Annotated in this window: 16 protein-coding genes; 5 read left to right on the plus strand and 11 right to left on the minus strand. The window is 63.1% G+C overall.

What is annotated here, in order from left to right; genetic code table 11:
• Positions 1-184: 184 nt before the first annotated feature.
• Positions 185-376 carry a hypothetical protein gene (locus K2U94_RS11725; RefSeq protein WP_243067382.1) on the minus strand — a complete coding sequence of 64 codons (192 nt, stop codon included), beginning with the start codon at positions 374-376 and terminating at the stop codon, positions 185-187.
• 362 nt (positions 377-738) lie between these two features.
• On the opposite strand from K2U94_RS11725, the gene K2U94_RS11730 reads away from it, so the two are divergent.
• Positions 739-1,125 (plus strand): DUF302 domain-containing protein, encoded by a 387-nt coding sequence (locus tag K2U94_RS11730; RefSeq protein WP_243067383.1) that lies wholly within the window; start codon positions 739-741, stop codon positions 1,123-1,125.
• A 102-nt stretch (positions 1,126-1,227) separates the two neighbouring features.
• Here the strand turns inward: K2U94_RS11730 and K2U94_RS11735 are convergent, their stop codons facing one another.
• The 4 genes from K2U94_RS11735 to K2U94_RS11750 all read right to left on the minus strand — a co-directional run bounded on the left by K2U94_RS11735 (position 1,228) and on the right by K2U94_RS11750 (position 4,941).
• Positions 1,228-2,352, minus strand: a complete 1,125-nt coding sequence (locus K2U94_RS11735) for an FAD-dependent oxidoreductase (protein WP_243067384.1) — start codon at positions 2,350-2,352, stop codon at positions 1,228-1,230.
• A gap of 170 nt (positions 2,353-2,522) precedes the next feature.
• Entirely contained in the window at positions 2,523-3,866 is a 1,344-nt protein-coding gene (gene nhaA / locus K2U94_RS11740) for a Na+/H+ antiporter NhaA (RefSeq protein WP_243067385.1), read from the minus strand.
• A 482-nt stretch (positions 3,867-4,348) separates the two neighbouring features.
• A complete protein-coding gene (locus tag K2U94_RS11745; protein WP_243067386.1) occupies positions 4,349-4,681 on the minus strand; it encodes a hypothetical protein in 333 nt (110 codons plus the stop codon).
• Positions 4,678-4,941: a hypothetical protein gene (locus K2U94_RS11750; protein WP_243067387.1), complete on the minus strand. Its 264-nt coding sequence runs from the start codon at positions 4,939-4,941 to the stop codon at positions 4,678-4,680. The genes K2U94_RS11745 and K2U94_RS11750 overlap by 4 nt, the downstream gene beginning before the upstream one ends.
• Positions 4,942-5,384: 443 nt before the next feature.
• Here K2U94_RS11750 and K2U94_RS11755 point away from each other — a divergent pair, with 443 nt between their 5' ends.
• Positions 5,385-6,755, plus strand: coding sequence for an alpha,alpha-trehalose-phosphate synthase (UDP-forming) (locus tag K2U94_RS11755; RefSeq protein ID WP_243067388.1), 1,371 nt, complete (start codon positions 5,385-5,387; stop codon positions 6,753-6,755).
• 162 nt (positions 6,756-6,917) lie between these two features.
• Here K2U94_RS11755 and K2U94_RS11760 read toward each other — a convergent pair whose 3' ends face one another.
• From K2U94_RS11760 to K2U94_RS11775, 4 genes are all read right to left on the minus strand, one after another.
• A complete protein-coding gene (locus K2U94_RS11760; RefSeq protein ID WP_243067389.1) occupies positions 6,918-7,139 on the minus strand; it encodes a zinc ribbon domain-containing protein in 222 nt (73 codons plus the stop codon).
• Between the two features lie 962 nt (positions 7,140-8,101).
• Positions 8,102-14,155 (minus strand): DEAD/DEAH box helicase, encoded by a 6,054-nt coding sequence (locus K2U94_RS11765; protein ID WP_243067390.1) that lies wholly within the window; start codon positions 14,153-14,155, stop codon positions 8,102-8,104.
• An 11-nt stretch (positions 14,156-14,166) separates the two neighbouring features.
• Positions 14,167-17,619, minus strand: coding sequence for an STY4851/ECs_5259 family protein (locus K2U94_RS11770; RefSeq protein ID WP_243067391.1), 3,453 nt, complete (start codon positions 17,617-17,619; stop codon positions 14,167-14,169).
• A gap of 144 nt (positions 17,620-17,763) precedes the next feature.
• The gene (locus K2U94_RS11775) at positions 17,764-18,000 is read right to left on the minus strand and encodes a type II toxin-antitoxin system prevent-host-death family antitoxin (protein WP_243067392.1); all 237 of its coding nucleotides are present in this window, start codon (positions 17,998-18,000) and stop codon (positions 17,764-17,766) included.
• Positions 18,001-18,240: 240 nt separating this feature from the next.
• Between K2U94_RS11775 and K2U94_RS11780 the strand changes: the two genes are divergently transcribed.
• Positions 18,241-19,068, plus strand: coding sequence for a type IV toxin-antitoxin system AbiEi family antitoxin domain-containing protein (locus K2U94_RS11780; protein ID WP_243067393.1), 828 nt, complete (start codon positions 18,241-18,243; stop codon positions 19,066-19,068).
• Positions 19,065-19,925 carry a nucleotidyl transferase AbiEii/AbiGii toxin family protein gene (locus K2U94_RS11785; RefSeq protein ID WP_243067394.1) on the plus strand — a complete coding sequence of 287 codons (861 nt, stop codon included), beginning with the start codon at positions 19,065-19,067 and terminating at the stop codon, positions 19,923-19,925. The genes K2U94_RS11780 and K2U94_RS11785 overlap by 4 nt, the downstream gene beginning before the upstream one ends.
• Here the strand turns inward: K2U94_RS11785 and K2U94_RS11790 are convergent.
• Both K2U94_RS11790 and K2U94_RS11795 read right to left on the minus strand, forming a co-directional pair.
• On the minus strand, positions 19,922-20,140 hold the full coding sequence (locus tag K2U94_RS11790; protein ID WP_243067395.1) for a conjugal transfer protein TraD: 219 nt from the start codon (positions 20,138-20,140) through the stop codon (positions 19,922-19,924). The genes K2U94_RS11785 and K2U94_RS11790 overlap by 4 nt on opposite strands.
• 1 nt (position 20,141) lies before the next feature.
• A complete protein-coding gene (locus K2U94_RS11795) occupies positions 20,142-20,468 on the minus strand; it encodes a conjugal transfer protein TraD (protein WP_243068859.1) in 327 nt (108 codons plus the stop codon).
• Positions 20,469-20,638: 170 nt separating this feature from the next.
• Between K2U94_RS11795 and traA the strand changes: the two genes are divergently transcribed.
• A complete protein-coding gene (gene traA / locus K2U94_RS11800) occupies positions 20,639-23,566 on the plus strand; it encodes a Ti-type conjugative transfer relaxase TraA (RefSeq protein ID WP_243067396.1) in 2,928 nt (975 codons plus the stop codon).
• Positions 23,567-23,672 lie beyond the last annotated feature (106 nt).

Consider the following 23,672-nt stretch of genomic DNA (forward strand, 5'->3'; position numbering starts at 1 on the left):
AAAATCGCCGCCGCGACAGCAGCCGCGCCGCGTCTGCCGTTGCGGCGGCGTCACCCGCCACTCCCCATCCAAGCGACGGAAATAACTACGTTTTGATCGGGAGTTCGTCGGCCGGACGCATCCCGGCCGGCGCTGATCGACTCCGGCGCGCAGCCTGCTGTTGCAGCGGCGCCTCACTGCCGCGTTATTTCTTGAACTTGCGAGTCATCATGTCGATGGCGGTGACGGCCTCCGACGTATCCGACCACATTTCGGCTTTCTCCTCGGTCTTGAATTCCTTCCCCAGATCGACCGGGTCGCCGGCTTCCGGCAAGTGCAGGAAGCACGCCCATTTGCCATTGTCCTTTTGCTCGATCGTGACCTTGTTTTCCGCCATTTCGCCCTCCGGATTGGCGTGTTTGCGACGCGGCCTGTCCGCAAAGTTTCTCGCGAACGCCGCCCCGCGCGGAGAGCAAGCGGCGCGCCAGCGCTTCAGACGAAATTGTCGGCCACTTTCGTCCGGATTACCACGCCAGGGGCGCAAGATCGGCCACGGCGCGTCGATCGGGGGCCAGGGCGGGAGAGCAGCGCCGAGATCGGCAAGACAGGCCGCGGCCTTTGCCTTATGATCGCATCTGCGCCCAAGCGCGCCCGCCACGGATCCGCCGACGGGCTCGGGGGTTAAATTCGGCCTTGCCGCCAGGAACCATGACCCCATTCATGCGTTGCGGCGACATGGGCTTAGATGGGAATGCGCCGATGGACTATTATACAGCGACCACTGTCGACAAGCCGATCGCGGCCGCGATCGAGCAGGTCGAGGCCGCGCTCAAGGAGGAAGGCTTCGGCGTTCTGACCCGGATCGACGTCGCAAACACGCTCAAGGAAAAGATCGGAGCCGATTTCCGTCCCTATGTCATCCTCGGCGCCTGCAATCCGCGGCTCGCCTTCGAGGCGCTCAAGCGCGAGGACAAGGTCGGCACGATGCTGCCGTGCAATGTCGTCGTCCAGGAAGTGGAGCCCGGGCGCAGCGAGGTTGCGGCCATCGATCCGGTCGCCTCGATGCAGGCGATCGACAATGCCGAACTCAAGGCGCTCGCGGAGGACGTGCGCGAGCGGCTGCGGCGGGTGATCGGCCGGCTCTGACGACGCTTTCAACCGGGCGGAAGCGCCCGCGCGCAATTTTCCCTCACGGCGTCGCCTTCGACTTCCGCAGGCGCGACGCGGGCGATGCAGGCGTTTCCCTGGTCACCGCACCTTTGTCGGTTCGTCGAGGCCGGCGACGAAATTCTGCATCTTATGGGCAAACGGGCCGAAACCGGCGAGCGCCGGGAAGAGATAATGGCGGGCGAGCCTCACCCAGGCCGGCTGGCCGCGCGCGAGCGCCGTCAGCCGATCCATGCGGGCGACCACTTTGGCGTGGACGGGATGACGCAGCCGGCCGTAATCGGCGAGCCACCCGGGAGCGCCGCCGAGAGCGTTCGCCGCGCAAGCCGCAAAGACATAGGCGTCCTCTATCCCGAGGTTCATGCCGCGCGCCCCGACGGGAGAGTGAATATGGGCCGCGTCGCCAGCGAGCGCCGCCCTGCCCTGCTCGACCCGGTCCGCGCATTTGTCGGCGATGTGGAAGCTGGACTCCCACAGAATCCGGCCCGGGCGCGCGCCCCGAGGCAGCCGCGAAAGGAGGTCCGGAACGTCGCCAAAGACGCGCCACAGTCCCGGGCGGAGGCCAAGCAGGAAAACAAGCCCGCGCGCCAGGAAGTCAACATGCGCATGATCCAGGTCGAGCGGGTCGTCGAGTTCGAGATCGAACAGCGGCCAAGCCTCCGGAAAGGCGTGTCCCTTGAAGGGGATTCCCAGCGCCTCGCGCACCTGGCTGTGCGCGCCGTCGGCGCCGAGCAGCAGGGAGGCGGCGACCGTCCGCGCCTCTCCGTTCGCGGCCCGCAGCCTCGCGCGCACGCCGGTCGCGTCCTGCTCCATCGCTTCAAAGGCGACGCCCCGTTCGACCTTGACGCCGCGCCAGGCCAAAGCTTCCGCGAGCAGCGCCTCGATGCGCGCCTGAGGCAGGACGGTCATCGCATAGCGTGAGGGCAGATTGTCGAACTGGAGCGTGGCGAGCGGCTTCCAGTCCTCATAGAAACACACGCCTTCGATGGCGCGGCCTTCGGCCTGGATGGCGGCGGCGACGCCGCTCGACCGCAGCAACTCAAGCGAACGCGGGTTGACGGCCAGGGCGCGGGACGTGCGGCTCGCCTCTTCCGCCCTGTCGATCAGCCGCGCCGCCACGCCGTGCTCGGCCAGAAACAGGGCCGCCGCGAGGCCGGTCGGACCCGCGCCGACAATGAGGGGCTGCGACGCCGACGCTTGCAACATCTTCTCCGGACGATGCAATGCTTTGCGTCTGAAACGCCTGCGCGGCGAAGACGTTCCTTGGACCGGGCAAAAGCCATGACGATCCAGGGCTGGATCATTCTCGCATTCCGGCCGCCTCGATCGTTTCCGCCGGCGGGGTCATCGTCGCTCTCGTCATCGCGGTGATTTGCCTACAATTGGACATGCCCTTTCCGGAGCTCCGCCGACCTGCTCCGTGCGGTCAGCCACAGAAGGCCAGCCAGACCTCCGGCGGCGGAAACGATCGAGGCGGCCAGAATGCCGAGCTTGACCGAATCCAGGAGAGCCGGATCGAAAGCAAGCGTCGCTATGAACAAAGCCATGGTGAACCCGATGCCGGTCAGAGCGCTTCCGGCCGCCAGCATGCTCCAGCGCAGTTCGTCCGGGCGCACGGCGAGGCGGAGTTTTACGGCTAAACTGCTGAAGATCACCACGCCCACCGGCTTGCCAACGACAAACGCGACAAAAATCGCAGACGCCAGTACAGCATCGAATGTGCTGGGAACGATCCGGATGCCTGCATTCGCCAATGCGAAAATCGGCATGATCGCGAAGGCGACCCAGGGATGAAGAGCGATCTCGAGACGCTCGATCGGCGACAGAGCTTCCCGTGTCGCCACGCTTGCCCGGCGCAGATCGCGTCTGCCGATGGTGTCGCCGCTCCAGTGTTCGCCTGGCGGATAGGCCACCACCCGATCGAGAATCGCATGCAGACGATTGTCGCTGACCCAGCTCCGCGCCGGCGTCATCAGTCCAAGGATCACGCCCGTAAGCGTCGCATGGACGCCGGAGGCGTCCAGCGCCAGCCAGATGCCGCCGCCGATTGCAAAATAGACGAGCATGCTCCGAATCCCGAGGCGCGCGACGCCGGCTACCGCAACCACGCCCACGCCAGCCAACGCCAGCGGAATCCAGTTCAGCGTGTGCCCATACCAGATCGCCACAACCAGGATGGCTCCGACATCGTCGAAGATCGCTAGCGCCAAGAGGAACAGCCGCAGACTTTCAGGAATGCGACGGCCGAGAACCGCGAGACAGCCGATCAGAAGAGCGGTGTCAGTCGACATGACCGTCCCCCAACCGCTCGCAACCGGCCGGCCTCCTACCAGAAGCAGATAGAGTCCGGCCGGAACGATCATTCCGCCAAGCGCCCCCGCCATCGGAAAAGCCGCTCGTCGCGGACTATTCAGTTCCCCCAGAATCATTTCACGCTTGAGTTCGAGCGCGACGACGAAGAAGAAGAACGTCATCAGCCCGTCGTTGATCCAATGTTTCAGCGAACGCGCGAATTCGACATCGCCCGCGGAAAAGCCAACCCTTATCTCCCAGAACGAAAGATAGCGGGCGGACCAGCTCGAATTGGCAAGAGCCAATGCGATCAGCGCAAAAAGAAGCAGGACAGCGCCGGCGATCGCCTCGACACGAACGAACCGCAGGAACGGCGCCGTAAGCCGATCCGCAGGCTCCTTCGGCAGATGGGCGAGGCCATCGATCATCTCATTCTTCCTGAATTGCCGCCGAAAAACTCAGCCAGACGACCCGCGATCGCAGGTCGGCGTCGAACGGAACTCGCGCCATTTTTCGCGCCAATCGCTGCGGCTGGAAAGTCCGCGCCAACTCAAATAGCGAAATGGGAGCATTGCGTGGCCGGACAGGCTCGTTCGCGTCCGGGTCTGTTCCCCGGAATGGCATGAAGCGCCTTGAAGGCGCGCCGAGTTGGCAAGTATCCGGCAAGTATCAAGACTGGCGATAAGCGCGGGGAGCAGGGGGGCCGCCGCGGTCCTTTTGCGGTGGCCTCAAGCTTCACAGACACGGCGGAACGCGATCACGATTCTTCATCGCCGATTCCCGGAGTCACGGTACGTCACGACCTTCGCGCTTCGCCTTTGGCGCGCTTGGCGTTTGGTTCGCGGCGAGTCTGGTCTGATTGGCGAAGGGGTCTGCAGGCTTCGATGCGGGCTTTTCCCGCTTCGGCTTTCTAATCTCGCGATGGCCGGGCTTCTGCCCCTTGGCCATGGCGGAACGTCCTTTCGATGAGAGTTGCGCCTTCGCCGTCGGACGAGGCGCTTACCGGCTGGAGGTTGTCCTGCGTCGTCACCCGTTCATAAAGCTCGTCGTCGTTACGGATACGATACTGGGGAAAATCTCCTCTCGGCGGGAGCGTGCCGGTAATGTGATAGACGCCGGCGATTTTGGACCGCTCGGTGAAGCCGCCCGTCAGCCGGACCGCCTGCCCCACGGCGTAGAGATGCGTTGCGGCTTCAGGGCGGATCGGACGGGTGGCGCGTCGAGAAATATTTGGAGCGTTCATGCTGTTTTGTTGTCCTTTTCGAGGGCGGCGTCGAGGTCCACTGGATTGATCGGGACCATTTGATGGGTCGAACTTCGGACGCCGATCCCAGGCAGATGGATGAATGAACCCATGCGGCGCCATGCAAGCCGGGAGACGCCGTCGATGGACTCCTCGTCATGGTCGACGCGGTAGTCCCCGGCCGGTTGCGGCTTGTCGAAGCCAGGCAGCAGGAAGGCGCTTGAAAAGCGAACGATGGTCTGCGTGGTGCGATGGGCCATGATGGCTGTGGATTTCTGCGGGGCAAGCGAAGGCGCGCCGCCTGATGGTGTCCATCCGAGCCGGAATGCTCTCCTAGCCGCCAGTACATCCGTGGTCGGCGTCGGCGCTTATTTCCGGGGCTCGAATGGAGCGCTATGCCGCGCCGGATGGCGCATGCATTCACTATCGAAAATTTGAAAGAAGATGGCGGGTCTGTGACACCGCGAAGCCATGTCGGCCAAATCAACGAGTAATGACTATATGGACCTCGATTGCGTTCAAAGCAAGGGGAGCGCTCGTTTTGTTTCCGGCGGACCAACCCCATTCGGGAGCTCTGCGGCGTTTCGGACGTCTTGAGAGACGCCACCGTCCTCGGCTGCTACAGTAGTTGCGCAACATTGGGCTCTCGGAGAGCTTTTGCGCTTCCACGCGAGGCGACCGTGACTGACGAAAAGGAACGCGCTTGAGGCGCCTGGTCATTGTCTCGAACCGTGTCGCTCTTCCCGGTGAGGGCGCTCAGCGCAGCGGCGGACTTGTGACGGGCGTTGTCGACGCCCTCCACCATTCCGGCGGCTTATGGTTTGGATGGAGCGGCAAGCTGAAAAGCGCGCGCTCGCCGCCGCGCCTTGTCGAAGCGGATGGCGTCACTTACGCCACGGTCGATCTCACCCGTGCCGATTATGACGGCTATTACAGCGGCCTATCGAACGCCGCGCTGTGGCCCCTGTTCCATTATCGCCTCGATCTGGTGAACTTCACCCGTCAGGACTTCGCCGCCTATCTACGGGTCAACGCCCTGCTCGCCGACACGCTTGCGCCCCTGCTCAAGCCGAACGACCTCGTCTGGGTGCATGACTACCACCTGATCCCAATGGCCGAGGAACTTCGCCGCGTTGGGGCCGCGCAACGGATCGGATTTTTTCTGCATACGCCATTTCCATCGTTGGGTGTTCTGGCGGCTCTTCCTCATTACCTCGAAATTCTGAAGTCGCTGTGCGCCTACGATCTCGTCGGCTTCCAGACAATTGAGGATCTGACCGCCTTCCACGACGCCATCGTTCGCCGCGCCGGCGGCGAGGTGTCAGCCGACGGCCGCATTCACGCGTTCGATCACGACCTTCGCTCCGGCGTTTTTCCGATCGGTGTCGATCCGGACGCTATCGCCGACATGGCGGCTCGAGCTGTGAAGTCCAGGACGACGCGCCGACTGCACGAGAGCCTGCAGGGCCGCAAGTTGATCATTGGAGTAGACCGGCTCGACTACAGCAAGGGCCTGGAGCATCGTTTCAAAGCCTTTGCCTGTTTTCTGGAGGACTATCCCGAGCAACGCAATCACGTCCGACTTCTCCAGATTGCTACCGCAACACGCAGCGAGGTTCCTGAATATTGCGCGCTGCGCCAGAGACTCGGCGCACTCGCTGGCGACGTGGCGGGTCGCTATGCGCGACTCGACTGGGCGCCGATCCAATATCTGAACAGGAGCTTTTCCCAGCATTCGCTGGCCGGTTTCTTTCGGATCAGCTCGGTCGCGCTCGTCACCCCGTTGCGCGATGGAATGAATCTAGTCGCCAAGGAATATGTGGCGGCACAGAATCCTGAAGACCCGGGCGTGCTCATTCTCTCGCCGTTTGCCGGGGCCGCCTACGAGCTTGACGCCGCGCTGATCGCCAATCCATTTGACCCCGGCGCGGTCGCGGAAGCCTTGCAGAAAGCGCTGCAGATGCCAATTGAGGAGCGGCGGGAACGCTGGCGGGACATGATGGAGGTTCTGCATCGAAACAACATCACCGCCTGGCGCGAAAGTTTTCTTGGCGTTCTCGGCAGCCCGATTTGACGATATGGGAATGGCGTCATGGGGACGGCGTCGTGAACCGCCCCGGGTCTGCCGGAAGCCTCAACGCGTGAGAGGATGGGGCCATGCGAGGCAATCGGCGCACCGGCCGGACCAACCCCCGTCGCACAAACCTCCAAACGCCGCCGCCGGGCGCATGAAAGGCTAGCGGAAGAATTTGATCGTGATCTCCGGGGGCGCTTTCGCGGCGGCTTTCTGAATTTCGTCGACAGCATTGGCTAATCTATTCGCGTCAATGTTGATTACGACGCCACATCCCGGACAGACCATGCGCTCGCTCAACTTGAGTTGCCCGATTGTCTGTTCGAGCTCATGCCCGCAATTCGGGCATTGAAATCCGATCACATGAGCGTTGGAATCCGTCATCAAAGAACTCCTTGAACTCAGCGATTGGGTCCGGATCGGAAAGCGGTGGCTCGGCTTTATTCCGGTGAACCGCTTTCAGCGTTGATTACACCTGCGTTGTCGTCCGCTCATTACACGCCGGGGAAGCCCTGACCATCGATAGCGCTGGCGTCTTCCTGTTGGCCATTGCGACGTCCTTGGAGCGAACGGGCAGACCCGGACCCGCCCGTCCGACAAGCCCGGGTTCAGAATACGCCGACGGGAACGGCCCCGAGAAAGCGAATGCGCCAAACCCGCGCAGAAAATCGAACTGTGCGGCGGCTGTCATTTGTGCTCCTCAAGCGCTTGCGACGAGTGGAGGCCTGGTCACAACGGCTCAAGAGCCCAACGGCCAGCTGATCGAACGTTCTAGCCTCGTCGACGACCAACCTGGTTGCTTCAACGCTTGGCGAGCCACACCTTTTCTATATGGGGATGCTGATGGCGTTCGGCCAACTTTAAGTTTGGCGAGCCGCCATGCCCCACCTCCGGTTTCCTCAAACACCTTTACTCGGTGTCCGAAAAACCGGCAGCAGCTCACTGTTCCCCTCTAAAGCCCTCCAGGGTATCCCATACCCCTCACTCCCACTCGATGGTCAATGGGTTTGGGTTCGCATTGTAGTTATTGAACTTTCCGCTCACGCTCCACGCCCATACCAACTGCGATACCACCAGGGTAAGGGCGCTGGATTCGCGGATTCTATATGGCGATCCTTCCCGCCATAAACGCGCGCGCATCATAAACGAACGTCGGGAGAAGGCGGGCGAAAAGAGGCGGAACTTCGAGAGAATATGGCTCCCCCCACCCGCCTCGTTGAGGCGTGGCCAAACCCAGCAATTGTCCAACAGCCGGTTGGACGGACCCAGTGTAGGCTGGCGCGCCGCCGTTGGTGATGATGAGAACTACGTTTACGCCATAGCACTATGACACGCGAAGAGCGGAACTATCGGTGCACAACTATGTAGGAAGGATCGCTAGGCCCCTGGACCACCGCGTTGAGCGCGATCAGCTTCGCGGCCTGGTCCTGTGGGTCCGCGTCGAAGTCGAAGCGAAGGGGAATGCCCTTCGGACCTGACCAACAGCCAAATCCTTGATCGAAAACCAGCGTCACCGACGTTGAGTCATCGAAGGTCAGAACCATCTCCCGCGCGTGCCGATCTCTTTTTAGCCTCAACGATCCTTTCAAGCCGAGCTTGGCAGAGACGGCCTCCGTCACTTCGGCGCGGTCGCCGTCGGATCGCCAATCGTGGCTCACCTGCCAAGGTCGTTTGTCGTCATAGCGGGGATCAGAGCGCCACGGCTCACTCACCAGCAACATTTGCGTTTGCTCCGCGCTCCCGATGGTCCTGGCAAGCGCCGCAATGCATTCGCAGGCCAAACGGACACTGAGCGGGCATTTCAGATAGCGATCGAAATATTCAACCCTAACAAGGCGGCCCGGCCGCCAACCACCCACGCGCTGGAGAAGGGGTTTCACCAGTTCGAGCAAATGTGCACCGAAACTCGAAAGCGAGCCGTCGCATGCCTTCGTGAAGCTCACGAACGCGGCGTCTGCGCGTGGCTCCAGGATGTCGACAGGCAACGCATCACTATCGACTTTGGCGTCCCAATGCGCGCGCAGGATCGGCAACTCGGCAGCGACACCCCACCCGGAACCCAGAATACCGGCCTTGCCGTCACGGGTCGCCCAAATCTCTCCAGCCCGACCATTCGCAACGGTGGCGACAGCGACAGCGCCATTCTCGAAGCGTGGTGCAGCCCCTTGGCACAAGGTAATATCATAGCGGATCGCTAGATCCCGCAACCCCAGCCGCGTCGCATCGTCCATTCCCGACAAGGCCGCCTGCGTCAGAACGAGGGTGAGCGGGCGCCCGGAACGCTGAAGAAATGCCGCCAAGCGGAGGAAGTTGCCATCGTGCAACTCGGCCAGATCGAAAGACTCGCTCCAGACTATTGCGGCTCCGCTCCCCGCCGCCAATTCGTCCGCGAGATCGTCGCTAAAGCTGGCTCCAGGGATGAACAGATCGGCGGAATCCGGTGCGGCCAGCAAATGCAAGTGACCATCGACAAAGGAAAGCGCGGCCTGCCGGTCGATAATCCGCTGCTGGTCGTGCAGATCGGGTGTCAGGACGCAAGCGGAACAGCCCTTGACGCAACCATCCACCTTGCAATCGAGCAAGTCGCGGACGGGGTTCAACAGCTTCGCGAACGTGTCCTTTGCTCTTGCGGAAAAACCGGCACCGCCTGCCGCATGATCGAACAGGAACAGGGTGTGGCTTCGGCCGCCGATCGCGGTCTGCCGAGGCTCAACCCAGAGCCCGACCTCGTTCAGTTCGACGCCGAGTTCGCGTGTCAGCGCCGTGCGCAACGCCGATCCGAATGCCCATGCGGCGCCCGAATGATCGAGCCCGCTGAGTTGCAACTCAAATACGTCGGTGCGGACCTCGTGGCCGAGCAGGAGGTTCTGCTTGATCGCAAATGGCTTCGACGCGCCGGGGCATTTCCCGTCATCGTCGGCTTTTGTGTAACGGAGTGGCCTATGCTCGGCGAAGGACGGACTTCCAGGCACACCTTCCGCCTGCGCGCGGCCGCAATGAAGGCATATTGTATAGCCGTTGCCCTGCTCGCTGCCCGCGCTGGCGTAAAATACCAAGCCGTTCGCGCTCGTGCGGGATCGCCCGAGTTCCGGCACCCGCAACGGATGCCAGCTTGCCCCTCTCGCGGCGACAATAGGAGGCTCAGGCGGCACATAGGAGACGATGTCCGCTTCGGCATGTGCAGGCTCCCGTTCTGCTGCGAAGCCGGCTGGCCGCAAATATTCGTGTTGCCGAAGCGTTTCGCCGGTTGCCCCGCATTCCGGGCATTCTTCGGCCCGACCATGAAGCGTGCCGGCAGCGCCACATGCTTGGCAATGCCAGACAAAGCCCAGACTTTGGATGTCACGGGAGTCCGATTCCCCCGCAGGCCGCTTCCAGTTGAGCGTGACCCCCGCCGATCGATACACCAGTCCGTCGATCACCACATCTGCGCCGGGTGCATAGTCCCGCATCGCCTGATCCAGGTTCCGGCTGGCGAAGAAACGACGCCGGAACGGACTGCCTTCCTCGGTATTGCGTTCATCGCTGTCCGGCTCGTCCTTATGGATGAACTGGACGACGGCGGTGGGGAAGCCGTGCCCCGGAAGCACGCCGCGATTGGACAAGTCGGACAGCAGGAATTCGCCGCATAGCCGTTGGAGCTGAAACCCGATCGCTTTCTTCGCTGCATCGCGATCCAGCCCCGCCGCCTGCGATTGCAGGCCATCCCACTCTGCACGGAACGCGGCTTCGGCCGTTTCGACAGCGGCTGCAACGCCTTCGAACAAACCCGTGTCATTTTCGAGCACCGAGCCGCGCACTAGCTCTCTGGTTGCTTTGGCCATCGTCTCGTGTGTGCTCGGCTTCGCGAGCCAGGCGCGGAATCCCGCCGATGGCGGATCGGGCAGACGCTCCGTCCGCAGGTCCGCCGGGAACCCGTAAAATGCGCCCGCCTTGGTCGTGGTCGTGTCGCCATTCTGTTCCCGGACGAACGCCGCCAGCAGCAAGGCGCTGACGTGCCGTTGAACCAGCGGACCCGAGTCCAACGAAACGCGCGGCGCGGCGACGGCACGGCTGAGGAAGCTGATCGGCGTGCGGAAAGCTTCCCATTCGATCGGCGTGTCCTTGCAATAGGTGAAAGCTAGCGCTGTAGCCTGCCGCCGGCGCCCAGCGCGACCAACGCGCTGCCGGTAATTGGCAATTGACGGCGGCACATTGGTCATCATCACCGTCGAGACGCTGCCGATATCGACGCCCATCTCCATGGTCGTCGAGCAGTTCAGAATGTTGATCTCACCACGGCGGAACTCGGCCTCGTAATTGCGCAGCCGCCGCGAAGGCTGTTGGGCCGAATGTTCCGCCGATCGCGCATAGGGCGATCCCAGCGCAATCCGATCGTGAAGGTTGGTCCACAATCCCGCTGACCGCAAATGACCCACGCGCGCATCATCCGCCAGCCACTCTCTCACCCCCGTCTCGTCATCCGGCTCGGTCAGGAAAGGGGTGGGATGGCGCGGCAACTCGATAGGCTCCGCGCGGGCGCCTGTTCCGCGCGTCGATCCGGTTCGCAGACCGTAAGGCGTGTAGCCGCAGAAGGCCGTGTCGAGCACACGCCGCGTGACCGGGCAACGCCATGCCTTTTCCACGGGGGCGATCAGGGCGTTGCCGAGGTCCAGCCGCAGATCATCACCGCCGCCTGCGGTCATGAACAGCGACCTCAGATCGAACCATGCCTTTTCGAGAAGCTCGTTGATGATGTCGCGATCACCATGCTCTTCTGGGTTCAGCCCGAGTGCAACCTCCAGCAGGCGAGGAAGCGTGCCGCGCTGCGCAACATAGTCCGGTCGCACTTGCGGCCACCGAAGTTCCGTTCTTGCAGTGATCGTGTCATTGGGACCGATCAACCGCTTCGGTGGTATGCCCGGCTGCAACCAATGTGCGTCACGTCCGTCGATCCGGATCGCGAAGTAGTCCCGCACGGCAATGGTGAGGCTCAAATATAGGAAATCGCGCCAGTCCTGGATGGTCTTTCCCTTGGCGCGCAGCGCTTCCGGCGCTTTTGCCTCGGGCAGATTCTCAATAGCCTGAAAGCGCAGGCTCGCCAGCCCCATGGTCTCAAGCGAATTGGCGCGTCGGGTACGGCGGGCAAGTTCCCGCAGCAGCATCAATTCGGCAAAACGCTCCGCTCCCTTCACCGGGTCGCCAAAGCGTTCGGGATCGCGTTTGGCCCAAACTCGACGCATCCAATAGCTGATTTCATCGCGCTCGATCAGACGATTTCGAACAACCTCCCACGGTAGGCCGGCACGGGCCTTGGCCAGATCAGCGCGTTGCGTCTCCAACAGCCGCAAGGCTGTCTCGGCGCTTGCGCCGACCAGTCGTAAACTTGCGATGGCAGCGTCCAGTTCAGCCAGTTTGGCCGCATTCGCGGGATCGACACGCAAGGAGTCCTGCGCCGCGAAATAGATCAGCGCGCGCACATGATTTCGCTCGGCAGCGTTTTGCAGCTTCGCGGAGAAACGTGCAGTTCCCTGCCGGCTGTCGGTGAAGGACAGCAATTGCCGCCCTTCGGCGGGGGAGGAATGCTCAGCTTCCGGATCAGGCGTCGAGGGTTCAGTGCTTTCGAGCAACACCGGGCTGGCATTGCTCAGGATCGCGGGCGCGCCGAATCGAAAAGGCCACAAAATGCGCGGTTGCTTTTCCGTGGCCGCCGTCTGGCAGGCGGGACAGAATTCAGGCTCCTCGCGGTCATGGCACGACAGAGCAACAAAGCCATCGTGCGGCTGAGCGGCGATGGCGCCGCTGTGCGGATCGACATGTAGCGGGCGAGCATGCGGCAGGGACCGCACGGCAATAAGGCGTTCGATCCCCGGCGCGGTCGATCGCGCAGCCTCATCATCCGACGATGCAGCGCTTTCCTCTTCTGAATCCCGCGCATAATCGTCTTCGCGCTCGTCTTCATCACGCGAACGCAGGGTTCGGCTCTCTTCAACGGCATCAAGGAAAGGTTCACCGCAACTTCGGCAGGACACCACGGGCAGCACCCTGCCGCCGCAAGCCGGGCATTTGCCGAGTGCTTCCGGCAATAGGCCACCAAAGGGCCAACAATCGACCCGATCGGCGCAGTCGGGATTGAGGCAGGTCCACAGTCCCGGAACCGCCCGATGGAACGCATGGACGCGCAAAGGCAGCAGCCGCTCGCCGCCCTTTTCGGCACGGGCCAGCGCCAGGGCGAGTGCTTCAGGTTCCCCACCCGTTTCGCTCAGTTCTCTGGCGACTGTGGACCATGCACGCGCACCGCGCGTGAGTTCGGCCACCTGGTTCTGCACCACCGGATTGCACGCAAGCCGATCGAAGGCCGCGTCGGCGTCGAGTTCGGACACGTCGATGCCGCCGAGACTCTTCCCCAGATCGGGTGGCGGCAGGTTCGGTGTACGACGATGGCCGACCACGACATGCACACGTTCCTCCGGCGCACCCGACACATCGCGCAGAAAGCGCCGCAGTTCCTCCGTGACATCGGCGCCTTCACCGATTGTCGCCGACGTTGCGACGAACCGGACTTGATCCGGCGTAACATCGAAGGCCAACAGCACTCGCCGGAGGAGCAACGCAATCTCCGCCGCGTTGGAGCCGGTATAGCTGTGCGCCTCGTCGAGGATGATCCAGCGCAGCTTGCCCCGCGAGGTGTCCAGAATCGGCCGATCCTTCCGGCGCACCGTCAGATATTCGAGCATCGTCACATTGGTGACGAGGATGGGCGGCGGATTGCTCCGCAGGGTGCGACGGCAAAGAATTTGCTCCGGGACGGTGCGCTCATGCGCATCCTTGTCGTCTTCGGGCATTTCACCGTTATAGAGAGCGTAGCGTATCTTGCCCCCAAACGGCCTGGTCCATTTGCCTAGACGGTCCTGCTGGCTGGCGATCAGCGCATTGAGCGGATAGAGCGCGATCGCCCGCACGCCGCTGAGCGGTTCACGCTGGGCCTCCGCCTCTTTCGCCAGATCGTGGAGCAAAGGGACCATGAAACATTCGGTCTTGCCCGAGCCGGTGCCACTGGTGACGAGGATCGATTGAGGAGTGGGAGCTGTCAGGTGCCGCCAGGCCTCAAGCTGGTGCTTGTAAGGATGCCAATCCTTTCCAATTCGAGGATCGCCCGGTTGATCGAGCGCATCGACGACCTTGGGATGCAGCAATGTGCCGGCAAGCGAAGCCAGTGTCGGTTCGGCCTCGACGAAAGGGAATGCAGCTTCGAGGATCGGCTCCTGGAGCAAGGCTCCCGAAGCGATGTCTCGGCCACCGAATTTGCGCCGAACCTCGGCGGCAAGCGCGGGGTGGTTGAGGCCACTCAGGCCAAGGATCGCCTCGACCGACCGTTGGCGGATTTCTTCCACCGCCTGAAAAGGCGTCAACGTGCGCAAGCCTATTCCCCCTATCGTTCTGTGCCCAGCAGCGCCGCCGTGATGCCTTCCGCGAAATAGACCGGATCGGCCACCATCGACTCCTTGCAGCGCCGGAGTTGTGTGCGCGTTAACTTGATGTCGGCTTTCGCTGCGACGGCGGCGGCAATGGGAGCGTCGAGCGCTTCCAGGTGCATTAAATCGAACGTGGCCTTGAACCAGCCGGGAAGACGCGGATCGAGGTCCGGCGTGCGGAACAGGCTCGTCTGCTTTGGCAGGCCGATCGCCATGTCACCGCGATCGAACGTGCGGCGCACATAGCCTTGGGCGGCATCGCGCATGGAGGGGATCGACGAAGGTCTTGGGATGAGGCCAGCAGTTGCGAGCATGGTGCCGATCACGGGATCGAGATTGCCGGTGCGAATGGCGGCGCCATCGATGACCTGCTTCCCCATCGGGGCCGCCCGAGCCAATTCCCAGCCGGCTGCCAGGAGCGGGCTCATCACGCTACGTCCAAGGGCATTGGCAGCCGCGCTCCATGCCGTCAGCGGCAGTGCCGCCCATAGAAAGGGCAACTCCGTTTCGAGCCGCCAAATACCCCCTTGGGCAGCGTCATCGGCGGACAGCAGCAGACGCGCAAGGACGACCGGCGCGTCGGAGAGCGCCGCCAGAACGTCAAATGTGGATGCTGGCAAGCCGTCCAACGAACCGATCAGCTTGTTTAGCCATCCAACATCTTCCGCCGCACCATCCGTGTCAGCGGCAATCGCGTTCAGGCGCTCAACGATCGCGGCCTGTCGAGCAGATGGCGCGGCGATCACGACCGTCGCGGCCAAGCCATCGCCGGCGGGTACTGTCTCACCCACGCAAGGAACAATCGATGGCCTCGATCGCACAGCGCGGTCGCTGCGCAAATACACCCACCAAGCGCCGGTCATGCTCTCGGGAAGCGGTATTGAGCGCCGGTTCAACACATCTTCAAGATCGATCGCAGCCAAACGGCGCTCTTCATAGGGCATCGCAACCGATCGCCCTGCCAAGATCAGCGGCTCCTCTTCCAACCCAGGTTTCACGACCGATGCCGCGCCGTCCGCGCAACGGACTTCGCGATCAAACAGCTTGATGCGCCAAGGTGGAGCACCATCACCGATGCTGAGCGCGACCCAAGCGTCGATCCCGGCAGAAGCAAGATCGCTACGAACCCGATCCGCCAGCGGTCGCAAACCGAGTTCGCGGTCACCAAGCGCATAGTGTGCTGGATAGCCCTTCTCGGTATTCTTGAGTTCGCAGCACAGCGTGAGTTTGCCCTCACCGAAGGCGACAAGCTCGGCCAGTTCCGCCGGCGTTATCTCCGATCCTGGCGGCACGATCTTGCCATTCCAATGTGCGATTCCATCGCGCAAGGGGAAAGGCAGGATGATGCGGATCGTGCGCGTGCTGTTTGGTATCCGAAGCACGAAGGTGACGCGGCGCAGCGGATTGCTGCGGAACAAGAGCGCGAAAACGTTGCCGGAGCGCTGCTCTATATTCAGCCCCGTGGCAGGCTCCGGCGAGATCGCCAGTTCACCGAACTCCTGAAAGCTATAGCGCCAACCTTCACCCTCACGCTCGCGGACGACACGCGCGGATTGCGGCACAATGGCTGCGCGCACACGATCACGAACAAATCCCGTCCGTGCGTCACGCCACATGATGTCGATTGCCGCGAACGGGAGCCGGGAACGCGCCAGTTCTTGCCACGGATCGCCTCGCGCCCGACGCCAGAGCAGTTCGTTGTCCGCCGGCTTCGTCGAGGTCCGCCCGCGATAGCAAGTGATTGTCGGCGGGCCGGCGAACAGGGAGACGTCGTCCGCGCTGTCGAAGCCCCGCGGCGACTGGCCGTCGAGTCCTATTCGATCACGCAGTTCCTCATCGACACCTGTTTGGATGCAATAGAGCAGATCGCCGTCCGTGCTCTCCACCAACACGGATTTATCGGCGAGCCACAAGCCGCGCCCATCTCTCGTCGCGCCGATGCTAGCAGGCGCCCCCTCAACGGCTTCGTCTTCCCACCGAACGGACCAATTCTCCGGCGCGGTAACAACGACTCGTTCGGCGCGCAGGCTGGCCGATCCTTGCGCGGCAAGAACCAGAATCGTTGGTCCGCCAGCGTCTTCAGCATCGATCTCGAATGTAAGGACATCGCTGCGTTCGGGACCGCCGCCGGGCCACGGCATCGTGTGCGCCGCGCCACTAGGCGACTGGATCAACACCTCGATGCGCGCTTCCAACGGCACATCGTCCAACTCGGTCCTGCGAGTAAGCGGACGCAGCCGCCAACTATCGCCGTCTTCGCCGGGTGGATCGAGAAAGGCCAGTTCCTCACCCAGAACCCGCGCCAGAACGCCATAAGGATGGACGCCCAGCCGTGTTCCCCGCACGGCCAGTCCAGCGAGGGCATCCGCCTTGAGTTCCCCTCCAAGCGACAGCCTGAGCCCCGTGCTCCATTCTTTGACACCTCGCCGCAACACGCGCACGCAGCCCGCGCCTCCGCTTAAGCCGCGTGCAATCTTTTTGGCGGCAAGCATCCCATCCACCAGCGTGCGCGCCGCATCGGTATCGGCCGCAATCGGCAACTCGTCGCGCCAGCCGGGGCGGACCTGGTCGAGTACAGCCGATGGCGCCAAGCTCGGTGCGGTCGCCTCGGCGATGCGCCGCAATTTCACGATCACCAGTGCCAAATCCGCCGCCAATGCGATGAAGGCTTCCTGGCGGAAGGTGTCGCGCAACTCCTCCTTCGCGGCATCCGCCATGGCGAAAGCGTCGTCGGGCGACGGATCGTTGGTGATGCCGAGCAACCGACCGACAACTTCGTTCAGATACCGTGACAGCCACCCTTCGCCCGCCTGCAACACACGCACGGGGAAGCCGCCTTCCACGGCGATCGTCAGCAGCCAATGCCGTCCGCTGGCGCGTTTGACCACCGGCCGTTTCCACCATTTCAGGCCATGCTCAATCAGCGGGGGCCATTCACGTTCCTCAAGCGTTGCACCGATAGCCGCACCGAGTTCGCGATATTTGCGTATGCCTCCGCCGTATTCACGGCGGAACCAAGCCGAGGCCCAAAGCACCAGCAAAGCCGCGTCGCTCATATTTCCGTTCGAGAGCCGTGCAGCGCGCTGACGCAAAAATGCCGTCAGCTGATCGTAACCGTCTGCGCCCAGTCGGTAACGATGTAGTGGTCGCCCATCAGGTACATCGAGGCCGAACTGCCGCAGCAGTGCAAGGAGCGGCACGGGCTTGGGCGATGGAGAGGTTATTCCTGCCCCGCGCTTCATCCGAAACATTTCTGCGACCACTTTAATGCGCAAACGCTGTGCGTTTGGTGCGCTGTGATGCTGAAGTGCATCGGCGATCAGCTTTAACTGCGCATAGTCACCTCTCGCCGCCTCAAAACTGTCCTCAAGCTGTTCAATGCTGGCGGAAAGCGAGGGGTGCGCAGTCATTGCACACGGCCTTGGCAAGCGAACGGCGCGGGGTCCGCCGAGCCGTCGTCATCGAGTGGGCATTCTGAACACCCGCTGCCCCCGTCCGTGAGCGACCAATCGGCTTTCTTCAGAAGCTGGTCTATCTTGACGCGCGCGAACGCTTCATTGGCCACCTTTCGACGCCCCCTTGGTCCCCGTTTCCCCCTTATCCGTGCGTCCAGATTGCACGGAAAGTCGTTCATATTCTTCCACCGAGACGACCACCACAACGCCGCGACCGTGCTTTTCGATCAGCACCGGCTCCGCACGCGCGGTGTCGATCATCAGGCCGAAGCCGTTCTTGGCATCGCGCGCCGACATGGCTTTCAAGGTTTGCTCCGCCGCAATTCGATAATCCATTTAGGCCAAAATAGCTCTTATCGGCAATACTGATGTTGGTAACGTGGATATGGCCCGCGAAAGGGCGTCGCTGCGCTATGTGGGGGCTTCGCGCCACCTTTCGCTATCACAAAGCTGCATGGTGACGACTCGGTGAGCCGCAGCATCATATTGAAAAATCCGCCCTGAAAGCGGATTTTTATGGACAATCCGATAACAGGCTCATATTGAAATTTCCGCGCTAAGAGCGGATAATTGGATATGATCCGAGTCGAACGATCAGCTCTGTCCTCCTACGCTTCCGGCCTGCTTGCCAGCGGCCGAGGGGTCTTTTCTGCGGATGAAGCGCAGAAGGAGATCGGCATCAGTCGGGGCGCATTCCTCGACGCCGCCGAGCGATTGCAGCGGCGTGGCCAGCTCATCCGGCCTCGGCGCGGCTTTTACGTGGTTGTACCGCCACAGCACGCCACGACGGGAGCGCCGCCGCCCGAGTGGTACATCGACGCCCTGATGCGCCACGAAAAACGGCCCTATTATGTGGGGCTGCTGGCCGCGGCGGCGGCCCACGGCGCTTCCCATCAGGCCGTCATGGAATTTCAGGTCGTCACGGACAAACTCCTGCCCGACATTGAGGCCGGACGGACGCGGATCGTCTTTTCCTATCGCAAGGACATGGCGGTGGTGTCGGCGGGGATCGAGGATCGCAAGACGCAATCGGGCTATATGAAGCTGTCCTCGCCGGAACTGACGGCGCTCGACCTGGTTCGCTACCCGCAATCCGGTGCGGGCCTGGACAACGTTGCGACGGTGCTTTCCGAGCTTGCCGAACGGCTGCAACCGGAAAAGCTCGTTTCCCTGTCGGGCGCCTTCGAGAAAGCAGTGGTGCAACGCCTTGGGCATCTGCTCCGAAGGCTAGGGCATCAGCAGATTACGGAGCCGATGTTCGTGGCGCTGTCGGCGCGCGGGCCGCTGCCGTGGGTCGAACTCGATCCCAAACAGGCGGGTGATCCCGATCTGTCGCCGCCGCCGTCCGAACGCGATGACCGCTGGCGCGTGATCGTTCGCCGACCGCCGGAGATCGACGAATGATCCCGCAGGACTACATTACCGCCTGGAGCCGCGTCGCGCCGTGGGCAAGCCAGCGGCAGGTCGAGCAAGACCTCATCATCAGCCGCGCGCTTGTCGCTATCTTCTCCGATCCGTTCCTGCGCGGCGAACTGCGCTTCCGTGGCGGCACAGCGCTCAACAAGCTGCATTTCCCCGCGCCGCTGCGTTATTCCGAGGACATCGACCTTGTGCGGACGACCGCCGGTCCCATCAGCCCGCTATTGGATCGCCTGCATGACATTCTTGATCCGTGGCTGGCCAAGCCGCGCTTCGATCAAAGCCCCGTTGCGCCCAAGCTCAAATACACGGTCGAAGCCGAAGACAGAGATTCGCCCAGCCCGATAAGGCTCAAGATCGAAATCAACACGCGCGAACGGGAAGCCTACGATCCGCCCATCGAGATTCCGTTCGGCGTCGGAAATCCGTGGTTCGCCGGCGAGGCCGCAATCCCGACTTTCTCGCGGGAGGAAATGCTGGCAACCAAGTTGCGGGCTTTGCTTCAACGCAACAAGGGCCGCGATCTGTTCGACCTCGATCGCGCGCTCACCGTTTTCGAGGGGTTGAACACGGCCCGCATCGTCGAATGTTTCCTGCTCTATCTTGAAAAGGCAGAGGTGACGATTTCCAGGGCCGAGGCGCAGCAGCGCATGTTCCAGAAACTCGTCAATCCGACCTTCTTCACCGACATGCGCCCGCTGCTTCAGACGGATCGCGCCAGGGCGCTGAACGACGAGACGCTCAAGGCCACCTTCGTCAGGGTGATGAACGAACTGATCGACCTGATACCCGGCGACGAATGGGCGAAGGCCGGGGAAATGCGGGAACGGTTTGGAGTCTAGCCATCCTCGAACACCCGCTTTCCCTTCGCGGTCCAGAGCGCCCGTGCGTGTTCACCCTGCTCGCTTTTGAGCTTATCGGCCATCCAGAGCAGCGCGCCGTAGATCGTGGCGCGATCATCGCCGGTCAGGTCCACGATCCCAGCCTTGACGACGAGGCCGCCGAGTTCGATCAGATGCCGCGTCCGCTTGCGACGTTCGACCTGCCAGGCGCTCATGTCATGACGTGCTTGCGCCGCTTGATGCCGGTTGCGGGCCGCCTGGTTGCGCCGCAACGCCGCCAGCGTCGCGCTCAGACGCCGATACAGTTCGTCGCGACCGGCTCTGAAAGAACGCGGCCCCGCGTTTCGCCCACGCCTCCCTCTTTCCGACATCTTTGGTTTCGGCCAGCACAATCAGCGCGCCCGCCAGTTCGTCGGCGCTGAGGGCGTCGGCGCCGGTCGAGATGACCAGCTCGCCGAGCTGCTGCACCTTGCGGACTTTCAGGTCTCGCGCCTTGTCTTCAAGCGACTTCAATTCCGCGTCGAAGTCCCGTGGCTTTCGCATCATGTCCTCATAAGCTGTCGATGGAGCGATGATAGTTGAGCGCCTGCCGCAATGCTGTAAGGTTGCCGGGACGGGCTGAAACGGCGCGGATCGTCCCGAGAAATTAGTTTCGAGGGCGCGCTTATACGTCGTTCCGACGTGCGCTTCGCCGTGGTGATGTTCGGATCGCGATGGCGATCTATCATCTTCACGTCAAGGTCATTGGCCGCAAGGCCGGGAGCAGCGCGGTGGCGTCCGCCGCCTATCGCTCAGCTTCGCGGCTGCGTGACGACCGGCTTGAGCGCAGCCATGACTTTTCCAACAAGCGCGGCGTCGTCCATTCCGAGGTGATGCTGCCGGAGGATGCGCCCGAACAATGGAGCGACCGCGAACGGCTCTGGAACGATGTCGAGGCGTTCGAGGTCAGGAAGGACGCACAGCTCGCCCGCGAGGTCGAGTTCGCCCTGCCGCGCGAGATGACGCAAGCCCAAGGCATCGAACTCGCCCGCGACTTCGTGCGGGCGGAGTTTGTCGATCAGGGCATGATCGCCGACCTCAATGTGCATTGGGACATGGCCGAGGACGGAAGTCCCAAACCCCATGCCCATGTCATGCTGACCATGCGATCCGTGGACGAGAACGGCTTCGGTCCGAAGGTGCGGGAGTGGAACGCTACCCAGATGGTCGAGCGTTGGCGCGAACGCTGGGCCGAGCTGGCCAACGAGCGACTGGCCGAACTCGACATCGACGCGCGCATCGACCATCGCAGCCTGGAAGCGCAGGGCATCGCGCTGGAGCCACAAAGACAGATCGGCGCGCCCGCGCAGCGCATCGAGGGCGAAGGGTTAGAGGCCACCGACCGCGCGGACATGCACCGCGAGATTGCGCGCAACAACGGTGTACGGATCATCGCCGATCCTTCCATCGCGCTGGAAGCCATCACGCATCAGCAATCGACCTTCACGCGGCGCGACATGGCGATGTTCGCGCACCGGCACAGCGACGGGATCGAGCAGTTCAACGAGATCATGGGCGCAATACGGAGCGCGCCCGACCTGGTCGAACTCGGCGCGGACGGACGCGGCGAGGACCGCTTCACCACCCGCGAGATGATCGAGGCCGAGCAGCGCCTGCACCGCGCCGCCGAACTCATGGCCGAGACGGAACGCCATGGCGTGCGTGATGCGGATCGCGAAACGGCGCTGGCGCGTGCGGAAGCGCGCGGCCTTGTCCTGTCCAGCGAGCAGGCTGAGGCGCTGGCGCATGTCACGGACGGGCGCGATCTCGGCATCGTCGTTGGCTATGCCGGGACGGGAAAGAGCGCGATGCTGGGCGTGGCGCGCGAAGCCTGGGAAGCAGCGGGCTACGAGGTCCGGGGCGTGGCGCTGTCCGGCATCGCGGCCGAGAATCTGGAAAGTGGATCGGGCATCGCGTCACGCACCATCGCCAGCATGGAACACGGTTGGGGACAGGGCCGCGACGTGCTCACTTCCCGCGATGTGCTTGTCATCGACGAGGCGGGCATGGTCGGCACGCGCCAGTTGGAGCGCGTGCTGTCCCATGCCGCCGAGGCCGGCGCCAAGGTCGTGCTGGTCGGTGATCCGCAGCAGTTGCAATCCATCGAGGCGGGCGCGGCGTTCCGCTCCATTCACGAACGCCACGGCGGCGCGGAAATCGGCGAGGTGCGCCGCCAGCTGGAGGACTGGCAGCGCGACGCCACGCGCGATCTGGCGACCGGCCGGACGGGCGACGCAATCCATGCCTATGACACGCATGGCATGGTGCACACCGCCGCAACACGCGAGCAAGCGCGCGACGATCTGATCGACCGCTGGGACCGCAAGCGGCAGGCGTCGCCCGACAAGAGCCGCATCATCCTAACCCACACCAATGACGAGGTGCGCGCGCTAAACGAGGTGGCGCGTGGGCGGATGCGGCAAGCAGGCGATTTGGGCGATGACGTGCGCCTGACGGTCGAACGCGGCGAGCGCAGCTTCGCCAGCGGGGATCGGGTCATGTTCCTGCAAAACGAGCGCGGCCTTGGCGTGAAGAACGGCACGCTCGGGACCGTCGAGCAGGTCAGCGAACGATCCATGTCCGTGCGCACCGACGACGGGCGCAGCGTCGCGTTCGACCTTAGGGATTACGACCGCATCGACCACGGCTATGCCGCGACCATCCACAAGGCGCAGGGCATGACAGTGGACCGCACCCATGTCCTGGCGACGCCGGGCTTGGACGCCCACGGTAGCTATGTCGCCCTGTCGCGCCATCGCGATGGCATGGACCTGCACTATGGCCGCGATGACTTCGCTGACGAGAACAGGCTTGTCCGCACCCTGTCGCGCGACCGCGCCAAGGACATGGCGTCGGATTACGAGCCGGCACAGAGCTACGCCGAGCGGCGCGGCATCACCTTCCGCGAGCGGGTGGAGCGGGTGGTCGAGATCGTCAAGCAGGTTCCCGAGAAGGTACGCGGCATGTTCGACGGCCTGCGCCTGCCCGCCGATGGGCAGGAGCCGGAACGGGCGGCGCCGGAAAGGAAGAAGGCGGCGGACCCGGAGGAGGCTTTGCGCCGCGCCCGGACCAGGGCGCTCGTCCGCCATGCCCGCGCCGTGGATGCGATCTTCGAGGCGCAGGAGCGGGGCGGCAGGGCCGGCCCGGAGCAGGTGACGGAATTGCAGGACGCCCGCAAAGCCTTGGAGGAGGTGCGGCCCTACGGCCCGCATGACGCCGAAGCCGCCTACAAGAAGAACCCGGAGCTTGCCTCGGAAGCGGCCACGGGCCAAGTCAATCGCACCGTGCGCGCCCTCCAGCTCGAAACCGAGCTGCGCACCGATCCGCAGATTCGTGCGGATCGCTTCGTGGAGCGTTGGCGGAGCCTCGACCGCGCCAGCCAGCACCAGTACCAAGCGGGCGACATGTCCGGCTACAAGTCCACACGGTCGGCGATGGGCGACATGGCGAAGAGCCTTGAACGCGATCCCCAACTTGAATCCCTCCTCGAAGGCCGCAAGCGAGACCTCGGCATTTCGTTCGAGTCAGGCCGCCGACTCGGACTGGAACTCGCCTTCACGCACGGCATCAACCTCGGCAGAGGCCGGGGCATCGGACTGTAGAACTATCCTATTTTCCGCCGCCTCTACGCCACACAACTACGACCTCTAAATATCTATTGCACAACAATAAATCATCGCTCTGTCTGGTCTCTGCAATGTCAGAAGC

Source organism: Candidatus Rhodoblastus alkanivorans (genome assembly GCF_022760755.1).
Classification (GTDB): Bacteria; Pseudomonadota; Alphaproteobacteria; order Rhizobiales; family Beijerinckiaceae; genus Rhodoblastus; species Rhodoblastus alkanivorans.